32 protein-coding genes are annotated in these 25,219 nt (G+C 59.6%); 7 read left to right on the top strand and 25 right to left on the bottom strand.

The window, feature by feature from the left end:
- Position 1: 1 nt before the first annotated feature.
- From DBR00_RS11450 to DBR00_RS11565, 25 genes are all read right to left on the bottom strand, one after another.
- Positions 2 to 2,443, bottom strand: coding sequence for a hypothetical protein (locus DBR00_RS11450; RefSeq protein ID WP_108486463.1), 2,442 nt, complete (start codon positions 2,441 to 2,443; stop codon positions 2 to 4).
- 366 nt (positions 2,444 to 2,809) lie between these two features.
- Complete coding sequence (locus tag DBR00_RS11460; protein ID WP_108486465.1) at positions 2,810 to 4,723, bottom strand: hypothetical protein; 1,914 nt, start codon at positions 4,721 to 4,723, stop codon at positions 2,810 to 2,812.
- On the bottom strand, positions 4,720 to 6,744 hold the full coding sequence (locus DBR00_RS11465; RefSeq protein WP_108486466.1) for a hypothetical protein: 2,025 nt from the start codon (positions 6,742 to 6,744) through the stop codon (positions 4,720 to 4,722). The genes DBR00_RS11460 and DBR00_RS11465 overlap by 4 nt, the downstream gene beginning before the upstream one ends.
- Positions 6,744 to 7,292: a hypothetical protein gene (locus DBR00_RS11470; protein ID WP_108486467.1), complete on the bottom strand. Its 549-nt coding sequence runs from the start codon at positions 7,290 to 7,292 to the stop codon at positions 6,744 to 6,746. The genes DBR00_RS11465 and DBR00_RS11470 overlap by 1 nt, the downstream gene beginning before the upstream one ends.
- 2 nt (positions 7,293 to 7,294) lie before the next feature.
- Positions 7,295 to 7,753 (bottom strand): hypothetical protein, encoded by a 459-nt coding sequence (locus DBR00_RS11475; protein ID WP_108486468.1) that lies wholly within the window; start codon positions 7,751 to 7,753, stop codon positions 7,295 to 7,297.
- Positions 7,750 to 8,205 (bottom strand): GNAT family N-acetyltransferase, encoded by a 456-nt coding sequence (locus DBR00_RS11480; protein WP_158271564.1) that lies wholly within the window; start codon positions 8,203 to 8,205, stop codon positions 7,750 to 7,752. Before DBR00_RS11480 ends, DBR00_RS11475 begins: the two co-directional genes overlap by 4 nt.
- Before the next feature lies 1 nt (position 8,206).
- Complete coding sequence (locus DBR00_RS11485) at positions 8,207 to 8,650, bottom strand: GNAT family N-acetyltransferase (RefSeq protein WP_108486470.1); 444 nt, start codon at positions 8,648 to 8,650, stop codon at positions 8,207 to 8,209.
- 10 nt (positions 8,651 to 8,660) lie between these two features.
- A complete protein-coding gene (locus DBR00_RS11490) occupies positions 8,661 to 10,811 on the bottom strand; it encodes a hypothetical protein (protein ID WP_108486471.1) in 2,151 nt (716 codons plus the stop codon).
- Positions 10,811 to 11,392, bottom strand: a complete 582-nt coding sequence (locus DBR00_RS11495; protein ID WP_218276618.1) for a hypothetical protein — start codon at positions 11,390 to 11,392, stop codon at positions 10,811 to 10,813. Before DBR00_RS11495 ends, DBR00_RS11490 begins: the two co-directional genes overlap by 1 nt.
- A 69-nt stretch (positions 11,393 to 11,461) precedes the next feature.
- On the bottom strand, positions 11,462 to 11,986 hold the full coding sequence (locus tag DBR00_RS11500; RefSeq protein ID WP_108486472.1) for a hypothetical protein: 525 nt from the start codon (positions 11,984 to 11,986) through the stop codon (positions 11,462 to 11,464).
- A 61-nt stretch (positions 11,987 to 12,047) separates the two neighbouring features.
- Positions 12,048 to 12,911 carry a phage capsid protein gene (locus DBR00_RS11505; RefSeq protein ID WP_177479973.1) on the bottom strand — a complete coding sequence of 288 codons (864 nt, stop codon included), beginning with the start codon at positions 12,909 to 12,911 and terminating at the stop codon, positions 12,048 to 12,050.
- 181 nt (positions 12,912 to 13,092) lie between these two features.
- A complete protein-coding gene (locus DBR00_RS11510) occupies positions 13,093 to 13,932 on the bottom strand; it encodes a hypothetical protein (protein ID WP_108486473.1) in 840 nt (279 codons plus the stop codon).
- The gene (locus DBR00_RS11515; protein ID WP_108486474.1) at positions 13,929 to 14,186 is read right to left on the bottom strand and encodes a hypothetical protein; all 258 of its coding nucleotides are present in this window, start codon (positions 14,184 to 14,186) and stop codon (positions 13,929 to 13,931) included. Before DBR00_RS11515 ends, DBR00_RS11510 begins: the two co-directional genes overlap by 4 nt.
- A complete protein-coding gene (locus tag DBR00_RS11520; protein WP_108486475.1) occupies positions 14,183 to 15,772 on the bottom strand; it encodes a portal protein in 1,590 nt (529 codons plus the stop codon). The genes DBR00_RS11515 and DBR00_RS11520 overlap by 4 nt, the downstream gene beginning before the upstream one ends.
- Positions 15,769 to 15,987 carry a hypothetical protein gene (locus tag DBR00_RS11525; protein WP_108486476.1) on the bottom strand — a complete coding sequence of 73 codons (219 nt, stop codon included), beginning with the start codon at positions 15,985 to 15,987 and terminating at the stop codon, positions 15,769 to 15,771. The genes DBR00_RS11520 and DBR00_RS11525 overlap by 4 nt, the downstream gene beginning before the upstream one ends.
- Positions 15,988 to 15,991: 4 nt before the next feature.
- Positions 15,992 to 16,429, bottom strand: coding sequence for a hypothetical protein (locus tag DBR00_RS11530; RefSeq protein ID WP_108486477.1), 438 nt, complete (start codon positions 16,427 to 16,429; stop codon positions 15,992 to 15,994).
- A gap of 115 nt (positions 16,430 to 16,544) precedes the next feature.
- Entirely contained in the window at positions 16,545 to 16,772 is a 228-nt protein-coding gene (locus tag DBR00_RS11535; RefSeq protein ID WP_108486478.1) for a hypothetical protein, read from the bottom strand.
- Between the two features lie 469 nt (positions 16,773 to 17,241).
- Complete coding sequence (locus tag DBR00_RS11540; RefSeq protein WP_108486479.1) at positions 17,242 to 17,517, bottom strand: hypothetical protein; 276 nt, start codon at positions 17,515 to 17,517, stop codon at positions 17,242 to 17,244.
- Between the two features lie 2 nt (positions 17,518 to 17,519).
- A complete protein-coding gene (locus DBR00_RS11545; protein WP_108486480.1) occupies positions 17,520 to 17,759 on the bottom strand; it encodes a hypothetical protein in 240 nt (79 codons plus the stop codon).
- Positions 17,753 to 18,208 carry a RusA family crossover junction endodeoxyribonuclease gene (locus tag DBR00_RS11550; protein ID WP_108486481.1) on the bottom strand — a complete coding sequence of 152 codons (456 nt, stop codon included), beginning with the start codon at positions 18,206 to 18,208 and terminating at the stop codon, positions 17,753 to 17,755. Before DBR00_RS11550 ends, DBR00_RS11545 begins: the two co-directional genes overlap by 7 nt.
- The gene (locus tag DBR00_RS21050; RefSeq protein WP_256582995.1) at positions 18,201 to 18,329 is read right to left on the bottom strand and encodes a hypothetical protein; all 129 of its coding nucleotides are present in this window, start codon (positions 18,327 to 18,329) and stop codon (positions 18,201 to 18,203) included. Before DBR00_RS21050 ends, DBR00_RS11550 begins: the two co-directional genes overlap by 8 nt.
- Positions 18,322 to 18,894 (bottom strand): hypothetical protein, encoded by a 573-nt coding sequence (locus DBR00_RS11555; RefSeq protein ID WP_108486574.1) that lies wholly within the window; start codon positions 18,892 to 18,894, stop codon positions 18,322 to 18,324. The genes DBR00_RS21050 and DBR00_RS11555 overlap by 8 nt, the downstream gene beginning before the upstream one ends.
- On the bottom strand, positions 18,836 to 19,810 hold the full coding sequence (locus tag DBR00_RS20545) for a DnaT-like ssDNA-binding domain-containing protein (protein WP_146180689.1): 975 nt from the start codon (positions 19,808 to 19,810) through the stop codon (positions 18,836 to 18,838). Before DBR00_RS20545 ends, DBR00_RS11555 begins: the two co-directional genes overlap by 59 nt.
- 2 nt (positions 19,811 to 19,812) lie before the next feature.
- Positions 19,813 to 20,121, bottom strand: coding sequence for a CII family transcriptional regulator (locus tag DBR00_RS11560; RefSeq protein WP_108486482.1), 309 nt, complete (start codon positions 20,119 to 20,121; stop codon positions 19,813 to 19,815).
- A 2-nt stretch (positions 20,122 to 20,123) separates the two neighbouring features.
- On the bottom strand, positions 20,124 to 20,357 hold the full coding sequence (locus tag DBR00_RS11565; protein ID WP_108486483.1) for a helix-turn-helix transcriptional regulator: 234 nt from the start codon (positions 20,355 to 20,357) through the stop codon (positions 20,124 to 20,126).
- A 108-nt stretch (positions 20,358 to 20,465) separates the two neighbouring features.
- Here DBR00_RS11565 and DBR00_RS11570 point away from each other — a divergent pair, with 108 nt between their 5' ends.
- The 7 genes from DBR00_RS11570 (at position 20,466) to DBR00_RS11595 (ending at position 25,217) form a co-directional block, all read left to right on the top strand.
- On the top strand, positions 20,466 to 21,119 hold the full coding sequence (locus tag DBR00_RS11570; RefSeq protein WP_108486484.1) for a LexA family transcriptional regulator: 654 nt from the start codon (positions 20,466 to 20,468) through the stop codon (positions 21,117 to 21,119).
- Positions 21,120 to 21,315: 196 nt separating this feature from the next.
- Complete coding sequence (locus tag DBR00_RS20550; protein ID WP_146180690.1) at positions 21,316 to 21,546, top strand: hypothetical protein; 231 nt, start codon at positions 21,316 to 21,318, stop codon at positions 21,544 to 21,546.
- Positions 21,547 to 21,969: 423 nt separating this feature from the next.
- Complete coding sequence (locus DBR00_RS11580; RefSeq protein ID WP_108486486.1) at positions 21,970 to 22,287, top strand: hypothetical protein; 318 nt, start codon at positions 21,970 to 21,972, stop codon at positions 22,285 to 22,287.
- Positions 22,284 to 22,424 (top strand): hypothetical protein, encoded by a 141-nt coding sequence (locus tag DBR00_RS20670; protein WP_158271565.1) that lies wholly within the window; start codon positions 22,284 to 22,286, stop codon positions 22,422 to 22,424. Before DBR00_RS11580 ends, DBR00_RS20670 begins: the two co-directional genes overlap by 4 nt.
- Positions 22,421 to 22,735 carry a hypothetical protein gene (locus DBR00_RS11585; RefSeq protein WP_108486487.1) on the top strand — a complete coding sequence of 105 codons (315 nt, stop codon included), beginning with the start codon at positions 22,421 to 22,423 and terminating at the stop codon, positions 22,733 to 22,735. The genes DBR00_RS20670 and DBR00_RS11585 overlap by 4 nt, the downstream gene beginning before the upstream one ends.
- A gap of 99 nt (positions 22,736 to 22,834) precedes the next feature.
- Complete coding sequence (locus tag DBR00_RS11590; RefSeq protein ID WP_108486488.1) at positions 22,835 to 23,590, top strand: hypothetical protein; 756 nt, start codon at positions 22,835 to 22,837, stop codon at positions 23,588 to 23,590.
- Positions 23,577 to 25,217 (top strand): YqaJ viral recombinase family protein, encoded by a 1,641-nt coding sequence (locus DBR00_RS11595; protein WP_108486489.1) that lies wholly within the window; start codon positions 23,577 to 23,579, stop codon positions 25,215 to 25,217. The genes DBR00_RS11590 and DBR00_RS11595 overlap by 14 nt, the downstream gene beginning before the upstream one ends.
- The last annotated feature ends 2 nt before the right edge of the window (positions 25,218 to 25,219 follow it).

The following is a 25,219-nucleotide window of genomic DNA, read 5'->3' on the forward strand; positions in this document are numbered from 1 at the left end:
GTCACTCTCCTACTGCTGCGCCAAGGTCTGGTGCACGGTCTGGCAGCTCGTCGCCGGGCTGCCACCAGAACGACTGGTTGAATTCCTTCTTCGCGCGGCGCTCCATGCGGCGCAGGTAGCCTGGCGATAAGAGTTCTTGCATGTCATGGAACACGGCATGTTCGAAAGCAGCCTTGGTGTACCAGCTGCGAATGAATGGGGTGTTCTGGTAGCCGATACGCAGCATGTTCGCCCCAATATCAGCGGGCTCGGTGCCTTCTTTAAAGACGCTGCCGGCGGTAAGACCGATATCGGCGGCCGTGCCAACCACTGGGCCAAGCAGCCCGGTCAGGTTTGACTGTCCACCACGGTTATCGCCGCCAAGACCTGTGTTGAGAATGTCGCCGAAAATCCCTACGCCGCCGCCACGAAGCATGGCCTGCAGCCAAAACTTGCCATCGCTCATATCACGCGGATCGCGCCCGTTGATTATGTCCATGAGCTGGTTGGTCATTGCTCCGGCCATCAATAGCCCGGTGAAAAGGGAGGCGGAATAGGCAATCTTGCCGGCCGTTGATTCGATCTGCGCCGCTCGCTTCCAGTGGCGCTCAAACATCGCCACGCCGAAGGACTTGAACAGCGTTAAGTGGCGCAGGGACTCCCCGCCCAGACTACCGGCCTGTGTGCCCTGACGAAGCGTTGCCCGAGTCATCAGCCCAGGCTGGAGGGATGTGAACTCAGATTCGTTTTGGATGTAGCCCAACAACTTGCCTATGGCGTCATTCTTCTGCCTGGCACTGAAACCTGTAAGCGCGCCGATGGACTCAGGGGTTAGCATTTTCTGGCCGCGCCAGTCTTCGGGCATCGCCGCCTGCCATACCGCCCAGTCGTCTTGGTTGATGCCGTACCGCTCGAGCCGGCCCTGTAGCTTGGCATCAGAGCCCCACGCCCCCCGAGTGTCAGCAGCTAACCGAGACATGATTTCGACTGAAAAGCCACGACGCATGGCCGTGGTCCACCCTTCCAGCAAGGTGACTTTCATGGTTGCGTTGGCGAGCTTCGACGTCCAGCCGGCCGACAGATTGTCCGTGTGAAAGGTCACCATGTCGGAGGTGATGCTATCCAGGCCGAGGGACATACGTGAGGCCTCAGCCCGATAGTCCGGCGATACGCTCTTAATGGCGCTGACCAGTGTTTTGCCAATGGGTAACCCGTGGTAGGCGCTGGTGATCGCAAGCGACTGAATGTCGCCAATCACCGAGGCGATCAGCGTTGCCTGGAGTTTTGCCGCGACCATAAAGTTTCGGATGCCCTGGTTGAACTCAGCAAAGCGGGCGTTGACCGGAACCCCCAGACTTCCGTTCAGTACGTTCCACACCATGTCTGGCGTTGCACCGAACTCGGTACCGGAAAAGAAGCTGTCACCAATTCCGTCCTTCACTTGGGCCGTGTCTTTTAATAGCCGGTAGGTCTGCGCTGAGTTGGGGCCGAATTGTTCGATCATCACTGTGTCTTTGATCTGCGCGTGGACAGAGCCCTGCATCGCCTCAAACACCGACGTTGGGCCGAAATCGCGCATGTATTCAAGATAAGCGTCGCCATCCTTGAAGTGGATTTGGCGATGGGCATCGTCGTGCTTTGCGGCCCTGCTCGCGCCTCCTACCGCCCCCGGCGTCATCTTGTTCAGGCCGTCTGTTTTAAGGGTTTCGTGTGCCGCCAGTAGGAAGTCGATCACCGCAGAATCATTCATCTGCGTGCCGTCTTCGTTCAGATAGCGCTTCCGATCTAGCCGGCTAAGCACAAAAGATGACCAGGCATCAGCGGATGCAGCGCGTACCTTCACCAAGCTATGTGGCTGCGGCAACCACCCGTAATCAAGCCGGCCGATGTTTGCACCAGCGGCGTTCTGGCGTTCACGAATCGCATCCATCTGCTCACGCCAGACTTTGGCCCCCTTTGCAGCTAACTGGTTGCCGGTGTTTCGCCCGAAAACCTCATGCACGAAATCACGTTCGGCGGCCTTGTTGGTGATCATGCCCAAGAACTTTGGCGCTGCCGCGTCGATGGTCTCCATGATCGAGCTGAACGCCCGGTTACGCTCGCCCTTTATCCGGTTATCTACCTGGCGCAGGCGCTCAAACAGTGCAGAAGTAAACGGCTGTTTCCCACCCAGCACAGCGGCGCGCTGCTCCTGGTTGGCTAACTCGCGAGTCTGGGCTAGGAGGTTCTGCCCTTTGCGCTGGGCTGCTTTGTCGACGGCAGAAATATGGTCAGCCATGGCCGCCTGAGCAGCAAACAGCTGTCGCTGCTGTTCGGTCATGGTGTTGAATTTGGTGGGGTCGGTGCGGGCCAGGTCTCGGACGTGAAAACTGATTTTGTCCTCGATAGCCTGGGCTTCTGCCTTATTGAGCGGCCGACCAATTGCCTGCTCAACTTCTTTGATGCAATTCGCGCGCATTGCCATGGGCTTGCCTCCAAGTTGGTGCGGCAAGCCTATGGGGTTGGGTTAGTCGGTTTCCCGACTATCGTGAAGGGACGCCCTCGTCAGGCAATGGTTTTTTCTTGAAAATCCGAGAAACGGCGTATACCCCAAGCACGGGTACAACAAATATTTTTACACCGCTAGTAAGACTATCGATGGGGGCAAGGTCATACGCTGGGAATAAAAGCATAGCGAGCCCATTAGGAATGGCCACGACAAAAGCAGATAGCAGCCACCAACCAAATTTTATCTTGCTGCTACTCACAAGCCATATAAACAAGGCTGCAAAGAAAGACCAAACAAACGCAGTCACTATATAACCAACAATTATCGCCCCGGTGCCCATATCTACCCCCTCAACATACATGTAATCGCAGCCATGTAAGACTGCGCTTCCCTGACCCCTACTTGATACTCCGCTTCAATCTCAGCCAGCGCATCTGCGGCCTTGACCTTGACTGGATTTCCATCAACATCGAAGCCGGAATTTACCACGGCATCCGGGCTCCGGTTCACAGCGTCGCGCAACAGCTGCAGCTCTGGTGGCTCAGCGCCGGCAGCCGATTTCGCTGCACCTTTTGCCTCTGGTGTCGCAACTTTTGACGAATCTGTTGCAGGTGTTGCACCTTTTGTTGCAACAGCATCAGGCTCTGCTACTTCCTTTTGCCCTACAGGTTTACCACCAGGCGGTGCATCAGGCTCGCGCGGCAAAGTAGCCTCATGATCACGCACTAGGGAGTCAATTTCTTCCCGTGCTGTGCGCTCGTTGATCTGGCGCGGGCTCAACACCTTGTTTGCGTCAGCAACACCAGATGCCAGCGGCTTACGCTGGAAACCCTGAGCAATCTCATCTGCTCGAGCATTCAGGCGCTCTTCAAAGCGCGCCGGTATCTCGCCACGGTCTAGAGCATTGATTTCGGCCCGCGCCTGTTCGGCGGTGCGGTTACCGGTGAGGCTGTCATTCAGCGCGGCTTGCCGATCGGTCAGCTCCAGGCGCTCCGATGCAATGGTCTCGCGTGCAGATGCCTCAGCCTGCTTACGGCTTTGGCCCTGCTGCTGAAACTCTTTTGCTCGAACGCGGAAAGTGGCGTCCAGGCCATCAATGGATTTGCTCAGCATGGCCAATTCGGCGCGCACGTCTTTGACGTTGGGTAGGATGCCAGCGGCCTCCTGCTCCAGTTCCGACCGCAGGGCCGGGGCAAGGTCTTGTCGTGCACTGGCCAACGCCTGGTCACGACCTGGCGCAATGGGCGGAATATCGTCAGCGGCGCGCACGAACTCAGCAGAATTGATGCTATCCGGCAGCACCACCGGTTCACCGCGACTGAGTTGCTCAATTGCAGTACGCAAAGCATCCTGATGGGCAACTGCTGACCGTGGGTTGATCGGCGCACCTGGTGCGGTGTCGACGTCAAAGTGTTGGGCATTGCGTTCGGTCAGAGCTGCATTGATCTGTTCAGTGCTCGGCCGGCGCATGCTGGCCCGGCCAATACCGAAGAACGCGGCTCCGAGAACGGCATCAGTAGCGATGGCCAGCCCATCCATGGCCCGATACTGAGCGGCCTGTGCGTGGTATCCCCCCCCTTCCAACAATTCAGCAGTGGTGCCGCGCCCAGCCATGCCCAGCCCTACGTTGGCACCAATGGCAATGCCCAGGTCACCAAGCACCGGTTTAACGAACTTGGCCGCCGGCAGGATTGCGCCGACGCCAATGGTTGCCGCATCGATCACGCCCTTGAGCGTTGCGGTCGATTCGTCCAGGCCCTCGGCTATGCCCACATATTTGCCGGTGAACCCGGCAGGCGCGCCAGCAGCAACAGCGCCAAGGACAGGGCCACCTGCAAGGGTGGCCAGGGCGGTGCGCGGCAAGATGGCGGCGGCTTCGCCAATGATCTGACCAGCCATGCCAACGCTGGCAGGGTCTGGCCGCAGCGATATGGTCGCCTCTGCGGTGTCAGCCCCGATGGCATCAACCCGCTGCTTTACTGCGGCTTCCTCTTCCTCGTTGATCGAGGATGCCCCATCACCACCGCCAAGCACGTTGCCGGCGGTTATATCCATGGCGGCCAGGTTGCCGGAGCCCTGCGCCATCAGCCCTTCGATAGCGCCGAACCCTTCAAGACCACCGCGCACCAGGCTCGGGCCGATCACATCCAATGAGCCGGTAAAGAAGCCTGGTTCCAGCTTTTCGCTGGTGAACTCCAGCTGCTGGGTCTGGTTAAGAATGTCTTTCTCTTCGGCCAATCCGTTGAGCCAGCTCATTTGATGATCACCGTCATGGGTTGCTGGGTGGTCGGGTCAAGCTGCACCCGACCTGCGTTCATCAGGTAATAAGCCCCTTCCTTGCCCGGAACTGGTGACAGCGGCATATCCTCCAGCTGGCCCAGGTCAAAGCCGGTGCGCGCGGCAAGGCCTTCAAGCTCGGCATCAACAACCGAGTCAAAGGCCTTGTCATCCATGCCATAGGGTTTAACCACCTTGGCACCAGCACGCTCACCGATACCACCAGTAGCCATCTGCACGGCTTCCTCGACCAGGTCATCGTCAACCATCGGCTGCGGGCCGTCATGGCGAACACCGCGCGGCCCGGACAACCCGGCATACAGCGACTTGAACGCAAGATAGGCCTGCTCGCGCTGCGGCGTGCCGCCGGCAATGGAGTTGCCTACCTGCTCTTCGAACGCCATGCGCAGATCACTTTCGCCGGGCATCGGCGTCGACTTGTCCGCCAGTACCTTGCTACCGGCCAGCAACACCTTTGGCACATCGGTGCCGTCAGCGCCCTTGAGTCCACGGAACTGAGCCAGGCCGGCAAGCATGGTCGCTGGTTGATCAGCGGCGATGGCCTTCAACGACTCTGAGTAATCCGAGCCAGACGGCGCAGCACGGGCCAGCGCGCTCAACAACTGCAGCTTGGCACCGTCATCAGCCTGGGCAACGAATGACTTGAGCATTGACGCCTCTTCGGGCCGCCATGGGTTGCGAGAAACCTCCGGGCCGTACTGGTTGCGCAAGGCGTTGACGGTATCGAAGCGTGTGGCCAGCTGATCAGCGATTTGCTGCTGACCTTCCGGGGTGGCAATGCCGGACAAGTCGAGCGGCGGCACGTCTTCCCCGGTGCGCTGTGCGTTGAACAGCAAAGGCTGCTCGCGCATCAGCTGGGTATTGGAGTCGACGGCGCGTTGCAGGCGCTCGACGTTGGCCTGGTCGGCCACGCTGCCGCCGTTCTGCGCCATCTGCTGGCGCTTCTGCTCCAGGTACTGAGACTGCACAGCCAACGGCTGGCGGAGCAGCTTCTGCACCTCGTTCATTTCAACTATGCGGGTGTTGTACTCAGGCGCAAGCGATGTTCCGGACAGCGTGGCTTGCCAGCGCTGCTGGTCAGCGGGGGTTGGCGGCAGGCCTGATGCTGCCTGCTTATCCATCTGATCAAGCGCGCGCATGGCCTTCATTTCGCGCATTTCGCCCTGCCGCTGCTGGTGTTCCTGCACCTGGAAGATTCGCCCGGTGACGGTGTTCAACAGCTGGTTGCGCTTCTCCGGGTCGAGCTTCTTGGCGTAGAAACCATCCTCAGCGGTCAGGTCGTTCTCGATCTGCTTAAGAGTCTGCAGCCCATCACGTGCACCGATAACACGCTGGGTGGCGTGAGTGGTCCAGTTGCTGTCCCTGAACTCCTGTTTCTTGCTGGTCCAGGCCTCGCCAAATGCCAGGCGACCAGCTGCGTCGATATCCTCGTTGTCCATCCGCGCGTTGATCTGGTCAATGTTGGCGTCAGGCAGAGCCGCGTCCTTGCCGAGCATGTCCATGCGGCTGACCAGATCAGCCTTGGCGGACTCAATCCGGGCACCAGATACCGCAGCGCGGATACGATCGACTCCACCGACCTGCATCCGCTTCAACGAATTACCAAACTCACCCCGAGTGACCTCATCAAGGCCAGGGGTATCAATGGGGGCAAGCTTGGTTACCGCTGCGTTGTAGACCTCTTCGGCCTTGTCATACGGAACCACGCCGGTGCGCATCTTCTCGCCAAGGTCAGCGGCAATAGTCTTTATCTGCGACTCACGGTCAATCAAGGCATTGCCGGCTTTCACCCGGGCCAATGCCTGGTCTTCCTGAGTCTGCCGGGCCTGCTCGCGCAATGCGGTGTTGGCAACGTCCTGCAGCCCACCAGCGATGGCCTGGCCACCGCGATTCAGTGACTCAGGGTTGGTGGTGACTACCTGGACCTGCCCTGTCTGGGGCATTACCTGCGGCGGAGCTCCAAGTGGGATCTGTGCCATTAGGAATTCCTCACCCATGCAGCATTGGTGTTAAGGGCCTTGGTTTGCCCCTGCATATCTCGGTTGGCACTACCGGAAGTAGCGCCTTTCCACCCTGAGTAAGCGCTAGAAGCCCCTGAAATGAGAGTGCTTGCGGCCTGACCACGATATGCGGCCTGTGCCTGCGAGCCGGCAAGCGCGGTGTTGCTGGAATCCACATACCCCTGACGTTTCTGCCGCTCGCCGTTGAAGATCGTCATCGTCGCGTCTTCCTCGGCGTTGCCGACAATCTCTTCGTTGATGTTGATGGCCGTGCCCTCACCCACTTCAACGCCAGAGGCTGCCAATGCGGCGTTTGCTTCGCTCGCACGGTTACGCGCCAGCCGGCGGATGCGATCAGCCTGCACGGTGGCTGCACTAGCGGCAGTGTCGGCATCGTTCTGCTGCTGCTCGCTCTGAGCCTCAGCGTTGTACCTTGCCTGCTTCCCTGCCTGCTCGGACGAGTAGACGGAATAGGCCGTACCTGCGATAGCAGCAACGGCGGCAACGGCAGCGGTATATCCAGACATGGTTACTCTCCAGTGGTGAAGATCATGTCGCCGCTCTGCTGGCGGGACATGAGCAGGTTGGTTTCTTCGGTGAACTCGGCTTCGGCCTGTTCCACCGTGGTGGCCTGGGTGGCAAAGATCATGGTGAGGTCGGTGTCGGCATGAGCGACAAACACCTGCTTGCGGCCTGCCTGACCTGGGAGGATGTGATAACCGCGCAGCTCTAGCGGCTCACCACCGGTGAACACCGACACATGCCCGGAGACAATCAACAGGGTCGGGATGCTGATCAACGCCCCGGTAATCATTACGCCAGCAGGAATACGGATGGTTCGGGAGTACAGGCCGGCGTGGAAGTGGTGAGCGGTTTGGATGGCCACCTGCTCATGCTCGAGCATCATTGATTCCAGGCGGTGGACCTTCTCAACGTCTGCACCGGTCATGGCTGGCAGGCCAGGCGCTACAGGCTGAATGCTGCTCATGCCAGCCCCCGGACAAACACCCGATTGGTTTCGCGGTAGCCAGTGCGCGGCAACACGCTGGCCAGACGCCCACCCACCGGAGCACTAACCATCAGCGCGGCGGCCCCCAGCTCACGTGCCTGGGCCTCAGCGGCACGCAACAGCTTGAGGCCAGCACCACCACGGCGAGCAGCCGGAGCGACAAAGAACGATTCCATGGCGCACACGCGGCGGCCGGCGTAATGCGGCAACCCGTACACCAGCAACGAGGCCAGGCCGATCAGCTCAGGGCCAAAGGCACCGATGATATGCAGCGCCCCGCTGGCCTCCATCTGCCGATACTGCTCGAAGCTGGCATTCACCTTGCCCAACTCCGAAATGCTGGACTCCGCCCCGTAGGCGGCAAGCAGTTCTTGCAGAGCTCCAGACTGCTCGACCTCGGCAACAGTGCAGCTCCGGATAATCAAACCCATGTCAAAGCTCCTGAACGTAGAGAGGGCCAGCCAAGCGAAAGCCGGCGCTTTCATAGAGCCGGCTGATGGCGTCGACATTGACCACAGTGCAGATGCCCATTTGCACCTGTGCCGCGCCCTTGATCCGTGCCCACTCGATAAAGGCATTGATCAAGCGCAGGGCAATGATTCCGTTACGGCGCGAGGGCTCGACGAATATCGAGTAGTCGTAAGCGATCAGGTCATGGGAGAACCATTGATCAACGATGCCGCCAGCCATGGCACCGACCACCACCCCATCGACCTCAGCGGCAAACACAACGCCTTCGCCATTGATCAACTCCAGCAGGAACGCCGCGGCCTTCTCATGCACATAAGGCTGACTGGCATAGCTGGTGGTGGCGTGCAGCGTGATACCGAGTTCAATGATTCGCGGAATGTCGGCCGGGGTTGCTGCTCTGATCATGGTCTTGGCCTCAGTCGTTGAAGGTGGCTTTCTTGATGACGGACAGCAGGTGGAACGGCAACGGCTGGTCCTGGGTGATGGTCAACTGGGCCTCGCCACGCTCCCACCCCAGGTTCTCCATGCGGTGCACACCACTGAACGCCTGTAGCGGCGTATCAAGTACCCCGACCCCGAAGTTACGAAAGGCGATTTCCTGGCCATTGATCTGGCAACCAATGGTATTGAGGAAACGTAGGGTGACTTCGGCTATGCGCATGCTGCTGCCCTGGGCGGTGCCAGTCGGGCCAGCCACTTCCGGGGTTAGCGTCTTGATGGTGCTCTTGTAGTGCAGGCCAATGGCGACGTTGAATGCAAGACGGGGAATGGTTACCTCACCGCCGGTAACGAGTTGCTGCTGCATCACCACGCCGTCAGCGACGATATCGACCATCTTGCCTTCCAGGTGTCCAAGGCCACCCCACACGGACTGGCCGCCGACACTGGTACCAACCACCCCGCTGTCGACGTTCACGCCGCTGGTAAAGCGCTCGATGTATCGCTTGGTCACGCCGCCAATGGTGCGGTTGACGATGGCCCACACCTGCTCCCCGTTTGCGGTTGGGATGGTGGCCACGGACTCGAACAGGCCATCAGTGGTTTGCCGTGCCCATCCGATAACGTCCTGGTCTCGGTCGACGGTGAGCGTTGCCATAACGCCATCGGCGCGGGGCATGAACAGGATCGATTCGGGCTCCTGCTGATAGGCCATATCGACGATGCCTGACTCGGTGATGTGCTCGGACAGCACCGACATGTCAGGGGCTCCGTAGGCATCGGAGTCGTACTTGTAGGCCATAGCCCGCAGCTTCCGGTTGGCGCGCTGCATGAAATACAGTTCGTTGCCGATACGCACAGGCTTGACCTGGTTGCAGCCATACACCGACTGGTTTTTAACCTGAATGTTGGTTGGCGTGATGGGCTTCTCGACGCCGCCGGTAAGGCTGAACTCCCCGCCGTAAGTGAGCGCGATAAGGGCCTTGATCTGCGCCATATGGGTGATGGGGTTGATCTGGTCGCTCGACACGGTGAATGACATGGCATCGTCATCCTTGGTACCCAACTCGAAGTTGAGGTATTCCCCAGTGCGGGATTCCCAGATGGTCTGTGGATAGTTTGGCGAACCGGCTGCAACAAGGCGCTGTTCGTGCAGCGTGCCGGTGGCTGGGTAGCCATCGAAGTCATTCCACACCGACGCTTCCAGCGACCAAGCATTAGCGGGTGCCGCTACTACCGCATCCATGGCGGCGCGGATCACCCCTGTGACGCTGGTGGCCGAAACATAGGCGGTGATTTCAGCAAGCCCGCGGTTGACCTTCACGAACTTGCCCACGTCATCTGCTCGCCACCCTGCCGCGCCAAGCGTGAGCGTGAGCGCCGCGCCTACAGGGTCTTTAGCGCCAGGTGTGCATGTGGTTTGCGGCGAGCCCTTGAGCGCCCAGGTTGGCTGAGAGGTACTCTCGAAAGCTGTAACCACGTCGACGGTGGCCACGGTAGCGCTGGTTACGCCGGTGATGCGCGCAACGCCAGTACCGCCCCAGATTTCCCGACCTACATCAGCAGCCAGAAACGCAGAGACTGCCGACGTTGCAGTGCGCCCCGTACCTACGGTGGCGTTGCTCAAGGTTAAGGCCGTGGCGAAGTTGATGCCCTTCTCGTCGAATGGCCTGGTAACGAACGGTGCCGGGGCAAGACTCCACTGCACATCTGTCGAGCGGCGCAGGCGGTGGATAGGCACCTGGGTGTTGTACAAAAACATGGTGTCCGCGCCCTGCACGTAGTCAATCGCGCTGAGCATCGCTTCGGTGTAGGGGCTGACCAGCTCAACGCCGGTATAGGTGCCATCGAGCCGGTAAATCCTGATGTACAGGTCGCCGAACTCAACCATGTAGGCCTGGGACTTGTTGAACACGTAAGGGATCAGGCGCGAGCGCTTGGCTGATGTTTTCGTTTCGGCGGTGAACAACAGGCCGTCACGGCGTAAACCGCCACCATGGATCAAGGGCCAGGCGTTCTCGATCAGCTCGGCACCGTTGGCATACCGGGCGATATCGACACGGCCGTACATGCGCGGACTGACTTCGCCGGCAGTGAAGTTGGTTTGAATCAGCGCTACGCGGGCCATCAGCTAAAGCCCCCAAGCCGTGCGCCGTACAGACGTTCATCGCCCAAGGTCTGCGCCGGCTCTTCCTGACCATCGATCGAGCGGGCAACCTTCTTGGCCATGGACAGCTTCTGCTCCATGTTGGCCTGCACCGATGCCGACTGAGTGATCGGGTATGCAATTGCGGCAGCCATGGCCAGGGTGAGCAGCATGACCAGGCCGGCGTCCCACGTGTTCTCTACCTCGTTGCGGTACACGTAGCGCAGCTGCAGGGAAGACGAATCAGCGAGGATGCTGCGGCCTTCCAGCAGGTAATCGATAAACACGCCGTTGTCGGTTACCTCCAGCACCCGCAAGAAGTCAGACGGCAGCTCAAACTTGGACGAGTAGCCGAACGCCGGAGCGTCAGCATCTGGTGCCAGCAGCACGCGCTTGATGGTGCAGTTCCAGGGGTGGGAGCGCAGCAGGTCATCCCGTACGGTGGGGTACAGGTTGGAACAAATCTTTGCCCGGTCTAGCGGATCGTCCAGGCTGTTGATGGTCTGCGCGCCGAGCATCAGCAGCGCGTTTGAGCAGATCGATACACCAGTTGCCATGCCCATGCTCACACTCCAGATAAAAGAACCGGGGCACTAGGCCCCGGCTGTTAATGCGCCATCCATGGCTGTCGGTCAGTTCCCGTCGACGTACTGCACCTTCAACGCCACGGTGCCAGCGGAGCCGGCGGCAGCGGTCAGGGTTACGGCAATGTCGTACTGCTTGCCCGGGTCAGCGGCCAGGCCAAGCGCTTGCCACAGCGGCTTTTCAACGTCAGCCAGGCCGAAGCCTGCACCAGCGTCTGCGGCGTCCGCTTCGTGGGTCACGTCCTGATTGACCAGGGCCGTGGCCAGCGACTGGGCCGAGGCGAAGAAGTCAGCGTCGACAACCGCGCCAGCGTTCACCGAACTGATGTCGTAGATGCCAACGTCAGCGGCGCAGGTGGTGATCGCATCGCACGACAGCAGCACGCGACTGATACGGTCACCGGACCCCACGCGGGCCATGCGGTAGATCGAAGCGATGGAATCACCGCTTACCGCCTCGATAACACCAACGCGCTCGCGCAGGCGGCCGCCATCGATCTTCTGTGCAGTGAGGGTTTGAGGGAATGCGTCACCAGCGGTGACCGCCGTGGATTTGGTGGTAACTACAGCCATGATGTGTGCTCCTGAATCAATGGGGTGGAAAGTGGAACGGGGCCATCACTGGCCCCTGCTGTCACGGATCGTTGGCCGCGATTTCCACAACCTTTTCTTCTTCCACCCGAACGGCACCGATGGACATTTTCCCGTAGATACGGACGTTGAAGCCCTTGCCAGGGTCCTTGCCAACCTCGGTCATGATTTCCGCACCCTTGCCAAGCGTTACGCCGGTCTTGGCGTAGGCGTAGCAGTAGCGGGTTGCACCGGACTTCGGCAGGCGCTCGGATGGAATCCAGTTAAAGCCCATCCACTTGCCCTTGAGCGTGCCGCTCTGGAGCATCTGAGCCGCCAGGAAGTCAGCGGAGGTCAGAGTGGTGTCGGCCAAAATGTCGTTGAGCGCCTGGGCGTGGTAGACCATGAACAGCTCTTCGCCGGCTTCCTCGTCCGCTTCGTTCAGGCGGAACATCTTCTTGGCCTGAATGATCTTGGTCTTGGTCAAGCCAGTGCCACCAACCGCAATTTTCTGGCTGGCCGGCAGGATGATGCCGCCGGTGGTTGCGCGAGAGCTGGAACCGAGAGCCGAGATAATCACGTCATCCTTGGCGCGATTCAGCGAGGCAATCATGGCCTTGACGTACTCCGAGCTCGGGTCAGTGAGCATGCGGATTTTGTCCTGGTCATCGACCATGTCGCCGTCTTCCCAGTCGTAGAGGTCTACGAACCGAGTCGAGTGCGGTTGATCGTTGATCGGGGTGTCACCGTGGCGCTGCGTGCGGCGCTTGGCAGTACGCTGACCAAGACGGTTGATCGACTTGGACATGCCGACGATGTTCGGCTCGATGGTGACAGTAGGCTCAAGCCGCGATGTAGCCTGCTGAGCCAGGTGCATGAAGTTGTCCGCGAACTGCTGGACAAAGGCTTCGGTGATTTGCTGGGACATAAGGTGCACTCCAATGCAGTAAGGGATTGCCTGCAGGGTGTCCACTGGGTGGGCCTGTATTCCTGGCGTGCATCGGCTTTGCTGCGCCTCGGGGCTATCCGGGTATCTGCGTTGCCACCGCAGGCCGGCCCATTGCTGGGATGCCTGCGATGTTTGTGCATCGAGGGTGTCGGTTTCCCGACTATTTGAATTTGCCACCGCCGGTTGGGTAGCGACTTGCGTACATGCCGTCGAGCTGGGCTTTCACCGCGGCGCGCTTCGGATCATGGATCGGCATTTCCTCCAGCTGCTTGCGCAGCTCGGCGGCTTTCACAGCAAAGTCAGCCTCGCTGGCTGGGTTGCCGGAGACTGGCACGTCTTCGCGCAGCTCTTTGCCAATGTTGGCGGTGAACGCAATGAAGTCGGGGTCATTGCCATACTTGGCCATCAGGGCATCGAAGTTGCCCGGTGCAGTGCCTTCGCTGGCAAAGGCCTGGGCTGCACGGTAGGACGCGCTGACGCCTGCTTTCATCGACTGGTCATCGGCCCACACGGTTTTCAGCGCTGCGGTGCAGTCCTGCTGCGAGAGAATCGCGCCACCCTCGACCAGTCCGGGCGCTGCTTTCAGGTACTCGCCGATCACATACGACACCTGGTCGTTGGTCAGCCCCTTGGCATGCGCACCTTTCAGGAACGACTTACCAGTCTCGTCGGCCTTGAACTCGTCGAAGTTGAAGCCCTCCACCTCGATCTTGGGCGCGTACTCTTCGGCGGTCTTGGGCGGTGCGTCGCCACTGCCGAAACGCTTCTCCAGATGGCTGTAGGACTCGGCCAGCTTGCGGCTGGACTGTTCCAGATCAAGCTTGCCGTCGGCACCGTTGACGCGGTACTTCTCGGGGATGTAGTCCGTGGTGGTGTTGCCCTGGTCCAGCACTGTGGCGGCTGGAGCGGTTGCAGCGGCAGCGCCGGCTCCAGGGTCGCCACCTTCGCCAGCCTCTGCCATGAAGAAATGGCCAAGCATGCGGTGCACAAAGTTATTCATGGTTGCTGTTCCTCTTCGTCGTTTTTGCCATCGTCCCGCAGGCCGTTGGCGATGTTGATTTGGTTCATGATGTGATCCAGCACCTTGCGGCTGCCGTCCTGCTGGTAGGTCTTGAGCACGGCATCAATGCCGCCAACGGTTACCGCGTTGCGGGCAAAGCGCTGAATCAGGATCTCCAGGCACATGCGGCCTTCGTGGTGATCCTCAAACACGCGCTTAAACATCGCGGCGGTTTGCTCTGGGGTCATGGTCATGCAGCACCTGCCTTCTTCGTTGCGGCTTCGGCAACCTGCTGCTGCATTGCTACCTGCTGCTCTTGCTGCTGCGCCGCCTGGGCATCAGCTGCCCGCTGCTCACGCCTGGCGCTTACATCTGCCTTGCTGCGAATGACTGCGCTCGGCACGCCCAAGGCTTCACCACGGATGCGCTGCGCTTCGTCCAGGTCAACGTTGTCCATGACGGTGGGGTCAATGGCAGCAGCAGCCACGGCACCACCCACGAACTGGTCAATGGCGGTGACCTCTTCCAGCTTCTGCGAGCGGGCAAGCGGGCTGATGTAGCGAATGGAGTAGTTACGGCCGGCAAGCGACTGCGGGGGCTGGCCAAGCACGCCGGCGCGGTAGGCGATGCCAAAGCAACGGGTGATCAGGGGTTGCAGGTACTCGGCTTGCAGGCGGCCATAGACCGGGCCAAGCAACTGCCGAATCAACGCCACCCGCACATGCACCTCGGTGGCGGTCATTGCCGGGCCGTCCTGGGCCTGGAGCTGATCGGCCATCAGAATCTTGCGGATGCTGGCCTGCAGGCGGGCAATCTTGGTTTCCGCGTACTGGAAGTTCGAACCGCTCTGCAGCGGTTTCATCGAGTCGACGGAGTTGGCAACGATGATCTTGCGCGGGCCAACTTTGACGCTGCGCGGGTTCAACACGCCGTCATCTTCGGCAATCCACATGCCGGCAATGGCCAGGTCACCGGCAGCAAGGTCCATCTTGCACAGTTCGTTCAGGGTGCGGGCGTCAGGCAGGGCATCCATCACCGGGCCTACCGCATACACGCTGTCGGGAATCAGCATCCAGCGCGGCACAACAACCGGCATTTCGTGATAACCCGACTCACGCACCAGCTTCTTGGCCGCAACCTCGACCTGGCATGAAGCAATGGGCATGTTCTTCGCCAGTTTGGCCCCGACCATGTACGTGCTGCGCGGGTAGATCGCGTGCACGAACTCGACCAGCTCGGCCGGCTTGTCCTTGGCCAGCTTCTTGGTGGCGTCGCTCAGCTCTTCGCCAAACTCGTTGAACGCCTGCTCAGCGGTGATCTTGTAATTGCGGTAGACGATATCGATCGCACCGCCAGCCTTGGAGGCTGCGCAATACACGCTCGCAATGGGCCACAGGTCGAAGGTGTAACCGCCCTTCTCCCGGTCTTCATCGATGTACAGGGCAAACCAACCAGCATCGACAACGTCAATCAGCCCCTCAAAGGCTGCCGCGTCGAAGTTGCTGGCGTGGATGTTCTCCCAGATGAAGTGGCTGGAGTCATCGAGCCAGCGGCGTTCCTCTTCGCTTTCCTGGCCCACGTCCATGCCGAACCACAGGGAGTTGGCCGGGGTCATGCCGCCCATGATCGCGCTCGCCAGGATGCGCGCCGCATCGGTCAACGTAGAGTCGATGATGCGTGCACGACGACGAAGCGCCTCGTCGGCGCTCATGACGTTTGAATAGAAACCCGACCCACGGATCGGGTGGCTAAGGTCGTAACAATCCCGCCAGACCGACTCATGCGGCGAGCGTTGAGACTTCATGTTGCTCAGCGTTTTGGCGATCTGGTCTGCGGTCATGATCCGAGGGTGCTCTTGCCTTGGGATAGGACGGTGCCGGAACCCTGCGCACCAGCAGACGAAAGCAAACTGCTCTCGGCCCTGCGCTTCTTGCGGGTGGCGGTCTCTTCGTTGGCCTTGACGGCTGCAGCATCGGCGGCCTTCTGGGCTTCAACGGCGGGATCTGGCTGTGCTGGTTGAGCCACAACCTTTGGCTTCTTCGGCTTGCTTCCCATGGGCCTACTCCTTCACGACCGGCTCAGGGCAAAGCCAGCCCTCTGCGGTCATGACTGGTTGCTTGAGCGTGGTGGGATCGACAGCGCCTGACGCCTTGGCGGTCGGTTTGGCTTCTTCGGCTGGCTTAGTCGGGGCCGTGGCAGCGACATAGGGCTCACCGCCAGCGTTCAGGCGCTCGGCCTCGACCAGGGCGGTTGGCTTGTCGCCAACGAAGTCGCTAAACCAGTCGGCTTTGCCCTCCGTTGGCGCGAACCAAATCTTCCAGCGGCCGGCACCGTTGTGCTTGGCGGTGAACGCTGGGCCACCCAGGTTGAACGCTGCATCTGCAGGCTTGGCTGGTTCTTCCAGTTGTTCGTTGGCTGGCTTGGTCGGGGTTTCGGTTACCGCTGGGGTCAGGTTTTCGCCTGGGGTCTGTACGGCGAGGTCTTCGGGGGCTGGCATGGGCTGGGTCTCCGGGGCATTTGGTATGCAAGGGAGCTCAGCTTCTGAGAGGTGGGCTGTCGGGTTCCCGACTATTTGGCGGGCACAAAAAACCCCGCCGAAGCGGGGTTCCTGGTCAGTCGTCGTTGGCGGCTGGCGGGAGGCTGAATGTCGTGAGACGCCCCTCGATCTGCTTGATGTAATCATCAAGCACCCAGAGCGAACCCATCACGCCCCGGTGGTTGATCGTGAAGCCATCAACGCTGATACCGTTCTCGCACAGCAAGGACAGTACAGATCGAGCCTTCTCCGTTGCCTCTTCCAAGGCGCTTACCAATTCAAGTACAGCCTTGCGTTCTTCCATTCGTGGTCCCTTTCATCAAGCTGAGGAACCTCCGGTCGCTTTACCACCGCAATTGCGCCGATATATTTAGGCGTATATTGACGATACGTACTTACGTAAATACAGTTCATACACCTTCTGCCCTAGGGCGAAGTGTGAGTCGAAGTCTCCTGCAATAACTTCTGCTGTACCCGGAGGGGCTACTGGAATCCCGTACCACTCCACCAAAAACCCTCGACGTTGCCGCGTTGGGGGTTTTTTTATGGCTTCGAGTAGGGCCATACAGCGCTTCGGATGGGGGTTTTCCTTTGTCTTTACCCCAATCCTGGCACTGTACGTTTCACCAGCTGAACCCACGATAGTCAGCTCTCATGCGCTCTGCAATGGGGTCGACACGCCTGCCTGTGGATAACTGTGTGAACAAACCCTGAATAACTCTGTGTACTTTGATCTAACGTGCGCCCGCTCTGGAGCATACCGTTCGTCGGACTTATGGCCTGTAGCCAGCACTTGAGTGGTAGGACCACCAATCGCCAACGCCAACCAGTGGTAACTGGTCACGACTGTGCGAGGTCACCTGGCACCAGAACGCCACCAGGCGCTCCCCTTCGCTGTAACGTGGTTCGGCACCCTGCTTCCAACCCAGCAGCGTTGAACGGGCAACCTTGATGGCGTCAGCAACGGACTGGGGCGAATAGCCGGCACGCGAAAGCCCAGTGATCACTTGGAACCAGTCAACCCGCAGTTGCTCGGCCGTTGCCCGCATAGTCACCCCCCAAACGCGCGCGCACGCGAGGCAGGCAGTGGTTGAGCGACTGCCAGCGCCCGCTGCTGCATTTCAGAAATCGTCAGCCAAAAGGCTTCGGGGTCTTCGTCGAACACGAACGGATGCACGGCGTAGCGCAGGCCGGCCATGGCTTCGGGTGAGTTGTCATCGGTCAGGCATACGTCAACGGCGATCATTACCCAGCCGTCATGCAGCCGCTTGCAGTGCCAGCGCATCAGCATGCCCCCTCAATCAGGGGGATGACGCGCACCTGCACGCCAGGCACATCGCCATAGCGCTTGCGCTGCCTCCCATCAACGGCCTGTACGTCATCAACCCACACCACGCCGTTGAGCCCGTCATAGATCGCTTTGATGATGTTGTCCTTGTCGGGTTTCTTGACTGGGAATATCTGGCCCGCAAGGGCCTGCAGCTTCCGCTTTTTCGACCAGGATTGAGGCACGCTGACGGTGATGAACAGTTCGACCATCACGGCGCCAGTGATGAGTGAACGCCCTGCCATCGCTTGATGCGCAGCGTGTGCAATCAATCCCTCGTAGTTGGCTGTCTTCTCTGGCGTGTAGTGCCGAGTGATGACTTTGTCGCCGACTTTCCGAGCGGACGTCTTCGGCCTTCCCTTCCCTACTGGCTCACCTGGTACCACGAACGCAACTGGCTTGAGGTCAGACATGGGCTTGCTCCTTTGGCTGCCACGTAATCAGCACGAACAGTGCAATGGCCAACAGAGGGTGATCCTCTGCCAGCAAGACGCAGGCGAGGCCCGCGGCGAATGCATGCGCGACTTTACGCATGGGTTTCACTCCGCTTGATGCCCATCTTGGCCAGCAGCAAAGAGCGTGCGGCTTTCGGGTCGGTTGGTAGGTTCTGGGCTGCGATCAGATCGCGGGCCTGTTGATGCGATGCGGCGTACTGGACCTGCATCGGGGTCTTGGTCTGGTGCTCGATGGCTTCGGGAATGCTGTCATCCAGTGGCTTTCCCATCACGGCGCGTGCACGAACGATTGCGTAAGCCCGGTTGAAACGTTCGCGCAGGCCCTTGTCATGGCGCTTTGCGCTCTTGAGGTCGAACGTTCCGGTTGCCTCAGCAGCGACCTTGACCGCCTGGTGGCCGTATTCGCCGCGCAGCGCCTGCTCCCACGCTTCCGGCTCAGTTGGTAGCCCTGGTACTTGCTGGCAGAGCTGGCGGAACTGCGGTGCCGATGGCGGCCAGCCGTTGTTGTCTACGGTGTCGAGCTGGGCTAGACCGTTGGCAATCTGCTTGCCGGTGAGGCCGGTGAGGTACTTTGCCCAAGCGTGCTCAAGCGTTGGGCTCTCGCCAAAACTCGACGTCCAGCGGTGGCCGTAGGTCTGCACCATCGTCAACCACAACAGCTCCATGCGTTCCAGGCGCTGTGCGTCCGCTAGCGTCAGCTCGCTCTGCGCGGTTTCGCTCAATGGCTTGCTCGACTCTACCGACTGCTGAGACAGAGCCCTTACGGCTATGGCTGCTGCCGATGGTGCCGTTCGGATGGGTTTTTGCTTGGGCAGATCCTGGTCGTTGTGCATTTCGCACCTCGCGCTTGAGCTTCTGTGCCAGTTCGTGTTCCCACTGGCCTTGGGATTGGTACTTGTCTGGGCGGTTGATCCAGTACGAACGAAACTCCATCAGCAGCTCTTGGCTTACAGGCTTTGCGCCAAGGCCGTTTCGAAGTGCTGTTGCTTTCCAGCCGCTGCTGGTGGGTTTCCAGTCGTCATGCATCGGGAATCGGTCTGCAGGCTCGTGCACGCGGTGACGTGACGTAGGAAGAGAACCGGATACCGGAGGTAGGTTGTTGTTCAGGGGGGCGGGTGTTTCTGATGCGGTTGCTGATACGTTGTCGCCGTCGCCGCAAGCCCCGTCATTGCTGGCCTGAGCGTGGTTCTCGTTCGGTTGTTGATGGGGTTGCTGATGTGGTTGCTGTTCGGTTGCTGATGTTTCGGGCAGACCATCCCTGCTGGCGAGTGGAAGCAGGTAGACCATCGGCCCGCGCAGCTCCAAAACCCCGAGGGTTAGCAGCCTGTCGAGAACCGAGCGAACACGCTGGCGGCTGGGCGATCCGGCTTCGTGCCGGCCCCGAGTTGGGGTGATGTACAAGACCTCGCGCAGCATCTGCTCGCTGATACGACGACGAACGCCGGCAATGCCGGTTCCGTAGTCCATAAAGCGCCTGATCGAGCAATACAGCAGGAACACGTCGCCCGGCTCTTCAACCAGGGCTGACCACTCTGCATCGTTGATCTGGAAGGCCGGCATCGTCAGTCGAACTCCAACTGATCAACACCCTGGATGTGCTCCATGTAGCGCTTGGCCTGGTGCAAGATCGTCTCGATGTCGCGCTCGTTAAAGCAGCGCATTTCCTTCGGGACAATCTTCAAGTCGAGCACGGCCAGGATCTGGCACAGCTGCTCGAATTTCTCCGGCTTCATGCGGCTGATGGTTGCTTCATCGCAACCCACTGCAAGCGCAACCGGTGCGTTGCCTATCGACGCAAGGCGCTGCATGAGAACCGCATAGTTCTTGCGGGCCCTTACCGTCTGTTCCTGGCTCAATAGCTCCGTAGACATGGTCACGACGCCATTGCTGCTGGTTGCTGGTCAGTCTCTGGCGGAAATACATCCACCAGATCGCCTGCAACACCAAGGGCGTTGAGTGCGGCAACAATTGCGCGGGCATCACCGAGGCTGGGCGTACGAATGCCAGCCTCGTAATTGGCTAGCCGCGGCTGCTTCCAGCCGAGCTTGCGGTACAGGGCAGACTGGGTCACGCCAGCGGCCTCCCTTACCTCTCGAATACGGTTCATCACATGGCTCCTACTGAGTCGTTGCCCAAAGGATAAACACGATACGTGATTACTGCAAACACAATAAGTGGACGGACGCCATTACGTACCGTGATTACAATTTCGGGCATGAACACACTCGGCTCACGAATCGCTCACTACCGGCAGCTTTCCGGCATGTCCCAGGCCAAGCTGGCAAGGGCCTGTGGCTGGTCATCGCAGTCACGGATTGGCAACTACGAAAAAGACTCCAGGGAGCCGACGCTTGCTGACATTGAGTTGATATCGAAGGTGCTTGGCATCAGGCCTGAGCAGTTGATGGCTCATGAGCCAATTAACGAGCACTCCAACCTATCGCCTGCGCTGCAGCCGCATCGCAGTGCGCAGGCATACCCGCTGATCAGCTGGGTAGCTGCAGGTGAGCGCGCAGAATCGCCGGATAATTATCATCCGGGGGACGGAGAAGAACTGATCGAGTCGACTGAAAACGCCGGTGCTACAGGCTACTGGCTGAGTGTTAAGGGGCAGTCAATGAAGTCTGATGGCTCTCCAAGTTTCCCGGACGGGATCAAGATTCTGGTCAAGTCTGAGGGCTTCGACGTGATCAATGGGAAGTTCTACATTGCCAAGCACCGCGATGGCGAAACGACCTTCAAGCAATACACCCGCGATGCTGGAACCGAGTACCTGGTTCCGCTAAATCCGGCGTTCAAGACTGTCGAAATGGACGGCGAGTGGCGGATTATCGGGCGGGTGGTTGACGCGAAAATAACAGGGCTCTAACAGTGGAAAAGATACTTGGCAGCCTGAGAACCCCAATTAACAGGCTCGGATTCGCCATTTTTGTTGTGGGTTTGGCGATGATCCTTACTGGATTGCTGGGTAGCATCGACTGGCTCGATCACTACGGGAGATGGGAGCCTAATCTTCCGTCACAGAGAGCGTTGTTTGATATCCATTACCCTTATCAGGCTGGGTGGTGGCGGCCGACATTTCGATGGGGCTGCGCTTTCGCCATTGTCGGAGCCTGGTTCGCCTGGCTTTTCCAGCCAACGCTTGGAAGGCTTTATCTCTGGATCAAGGGATGAGCTTCAACTCTATGATCTACTGGCTCGACCGCGCCTTTAAGGGCGACAAGCGCCCTCTTCGCGTCATCATCGCCTGGCTTTCAGTTATCGCCCTACTTCTGGTTTTCCTGCTGATGCGCTAAACCTGTGACGCATACGCGACACACTGCATACCTAGTCACGCCCGCGTAACACGACCCAACAACAAGCCCGCCACTAAGCGGGTTTTTTTGCGCCTGCTGAAAAATAAATCACATTACGTGTTTGACAGATCAAACACGTTACGTGATTATTGATTCATCGCCAGCCACAACCGGCCAGCGACGGGCAGCGATGAACCGGCCGCAATGGTTCAGATGGGGAGCCTCACCCAAGGCGTGCAGCGTAAAGCGCCAAAACAGAGTGATCACGGCCACATGGCGCGGTGATCTGTCGGGAACCAAGTTCCCCCGAGAGCCGCAAGGCAGGCCAGCCCACCGTGCCGAACAACGGAGGCCGCAGCACCGACGAATCACTGCTGCACCTGGGCAACCGGGTGCAACGGGATGAACCCGGAGAACACCACCATGCACCACGCAATCAGCAACACCGGCTCGCTTGAGGCTGGTTACTACGCGGCGATTGACCGCGAAGACCGCAGCGGCCGTGCCTTCGATCTGCGCTGCGACCAGGTACGCAACGACCTGGGCTGGCAGGAACTGGAAGAGGCCATGGCCGAAGCGCCAGCTGCCCAGCGCAAAGAGTTTTGGTCGCAGATGCTCGGGCTGATCGACGTAGATCCCCGGTTCATCGCCAAGCAGAACGTTTCATTGATCGCCGGCCCGCTGCAAGAAGCGGTGGCGCTGGCCGTCGACGCCCAAGTCAAAAAGGAGTTCGGACGATGAAAGCCAAATTTCATGAGGTAGCAGGCAAGACCTGGGCTGAGGCAATCAGCCTGGCCACCCGGTACGGCTACGGCGTGCCGACTTTTGCCTCGCGCAGTGAAGGAATCTGGGTGCTGCGGTTTGAGGTGAAGCCATGAGCATCAATGAGCTGAAAGAGCTCTGCGAAGAATTGCATAAAGAACGTGAAACGTTGGAACGCCTCAAGCAAGCGCTTGACGCCTGTCAGCTATCTGGCCATCAACATGGAATCACGCTGAATATTTCGGGTGTCGGATCAATAGTGCTGACCTACAGCGACCGATCAACTGGATGGGGTGAACGCCTTATTCGGGGTAATGAAATCACCATGCTCGGCGTGAAGAAGGCTCTTGGTGCGCGTGTCGACATGCAGTCCAAGGTGGTCGCTAGGCTAGAAAACCAGATTGCAGAAGCACGGGTTACGCCATGAACACCGTACGCGCCTCTCCCGGGGTTCGCTGACCCCATCTGTTCCAACCATCCCAGAATCCCTACCCATTCGCTGCGCCTGGCGCGGCGGGAGATTGTCATGTCCGAAATAGCCGTCAAACAAACCTTCAGCCTGATGCCGCAGAACATCGACGAGGCCCTGCGCTTCGCTGATCACCTGTCACAGGCTGACATTGTCCCGAAGGACTACCAGCGCAAGCCGGGCAACGTCCTGGTTGCCATTCAGTGGGGCATGGAGCTCGGCCTGCAACCGATGCAGGCCATGCAGAACATCGCCGTCATCAACGGTCGGCCATCGCTTTGGGGTGACGCCGTTATCGCCCTGGTTCGCAGCTCGCCGCTGTGTGAGTACGTGTACGAGAGCGACGATGGCGAGACAGCTAAGTGCCGGGTCAAACGCCGCGGCGAAGAAGAGCAGGAACGCACGTTCAGCATGGCCGACGCCAAGCTGGCTGGTTTGGCTGGCAAGCAAGGCCCCTGGAGCCAGTACCCCAAGCGCATGCGTCAGATGCGTGCCCGCGCCTTCGCCCTTCGTGACGTGTTCCCCGACGTGCTGCGCGGCATGCCCGTCGCCGAAGAGCTGATGGACACCCCTAACGAGCGTGAAGTCGGCCCGGCTCGCCAGCCGGAAGCGCCCAAAGAGCTGCCTGCCTACCCCGACAGCAAGCTCGATGAATCGGCTGACAAGTGGCGCGGAATGATCGCGCAGAACAAAACCAGCCCTGAGCACCTGATGGCAACCATCAGCAGCAAGTACACCCTCAGCGAGGCGCAAAAGGATCGCATCCGCGCACTTGCCCCCATCGACGGAGAAGTCACCAATGAAAGTGCATAACGTCCAACAGGGCACCGCCGAGTGGCACGCCCTACGAAGCAGCTACTTCACCGCTTCCGAGGCACCCGCGATGATGGGCGCTTCGAAGTACCAGAGCCGCACCGACCTGCTCACCATGAAGAAAACCGGCATTGTTCCGGAGGTAACGCCGCAGCAGCAGGTTGTCTTTGACCGTGGCCATGCGGCAGAGGAAATGGCGCGCCCATTGGTTGAAGAGCTGATCGGCGAAGAGCTGTACCCAATCGTTGGCACCAGCGGCAATCTGCTGGCCAGCATGGATGGCGCCACGATGCTGGGCGACACGCTGTTCGAACACAAACTGTGGAACGAGCGCGTCGTAGCCAGCATCCGTACCGGCGAGCTGGAGCCGCACTACTACTGGCAGTTGGAACAGCAACTGCTGGTCAGCGGTGCAGATCGCGTGATTTTCGTGTGCTCAGACGGCACCCGCGAGAAGTTCGCTCACATGGAATACCAGTCAGTCCCTGAGCGGCGCGAACAGCTAATTGCGGGCTGGAAGCAGTTCGAAGAAGAGCTGGTCGAGTTCGCCCCGCAAGAAACCAAGGTTGAAGCGGTCGGCCTGGCACCAGAGCAGCTGCCAGCTCTGCGCGTTGAAGTGACCGGCATGGTTAAGGCTTCCAACCTGGAAGACTTCAAGCGTCACGCCTTGGCCGTGCTGGGCGATATCAAAACCGATCTGCAGGACGATCAAGATTTCGCCGACGCTGACAAAACCGTGAAATGGTGCGGCGACGTTGAAGAGCGGTTGGAAATGGTGAAGAAGCAGATTCTTGGCCAAACCGCTGACATTGATCAGGTGTTCCGCACCATCGACGAAATCAGCGCCCAGACCCGCGCCAAGCGCCTGGAACTGAACAAGCTGGTTGAAAGCCGCAAGAAGTCGATCCGCGAAGACATTGTCATTGATGCAGCCAAAGCCCTGCAGACGCACATTGACCAGATCAACAGCACCCTTGGCGGGAAGATCCGTCTGCCACGGATTGCTGCTGACTTCGCCGGTGCAATCAAGGGCAAGAAGACAGTTTCAAGCCTTCAAGAAGCCGCCGACAGTGAACTGGCCCGGGCAAAAATCGAGGCCAGCCAGATCGGCGATGGCATCCGCGCCAACCTGAAAAGCCTGAACGAGCTGGCCATCAGACACCCTTTCCTGTTCCACGATGCGCCTGAGCTGGTGTTGAAAGCGAATGACGACCTGGTTGCGCTGATCAAGGTTCGCATCAGTGAGCATGAGCAGGCCGAGCAGGTGCGCCGCGAAGAGGAACTGGCCGCCCAGCAGCAGGCAGCTAAACCAGCGGAAGAGCCTCAGCAGGTAGCACCAACGCCTGCGCCTGTTGCCGCTGCTCCAGTTGTGACAGCAGCGCCGGTTACTCAGGTTGTGCAACCAGAACCCCAGCAAGCCGCTGACAACGGCCAGCGTATCAAGTTGGGCGACATTGGTTCGCGCCTCGGCTTCACCCTGACGGCTGACTTCCTGCGTTCGCTTGGCTTTGAGCCTATCGATCGTGAGCGCTCCGCGATGCTGTACCGGGAAAGCGACTTCCCGCGCATCTGCGGTGCCCTGGTCGCGCACATCCAGGGCGTGCAGCTGAATCAGGCTGCAGCCTAAGG

Origin of the sequence: Pseudomonas sp. HMWF032 (assembly GCF_003060885.1) — a bacterium.
GTDB lineage: Bacteria > Pseudomonadota > Gammaproteobacteria > Pseudomonadales > Pseudomonadaceae > Aquipseudomonas.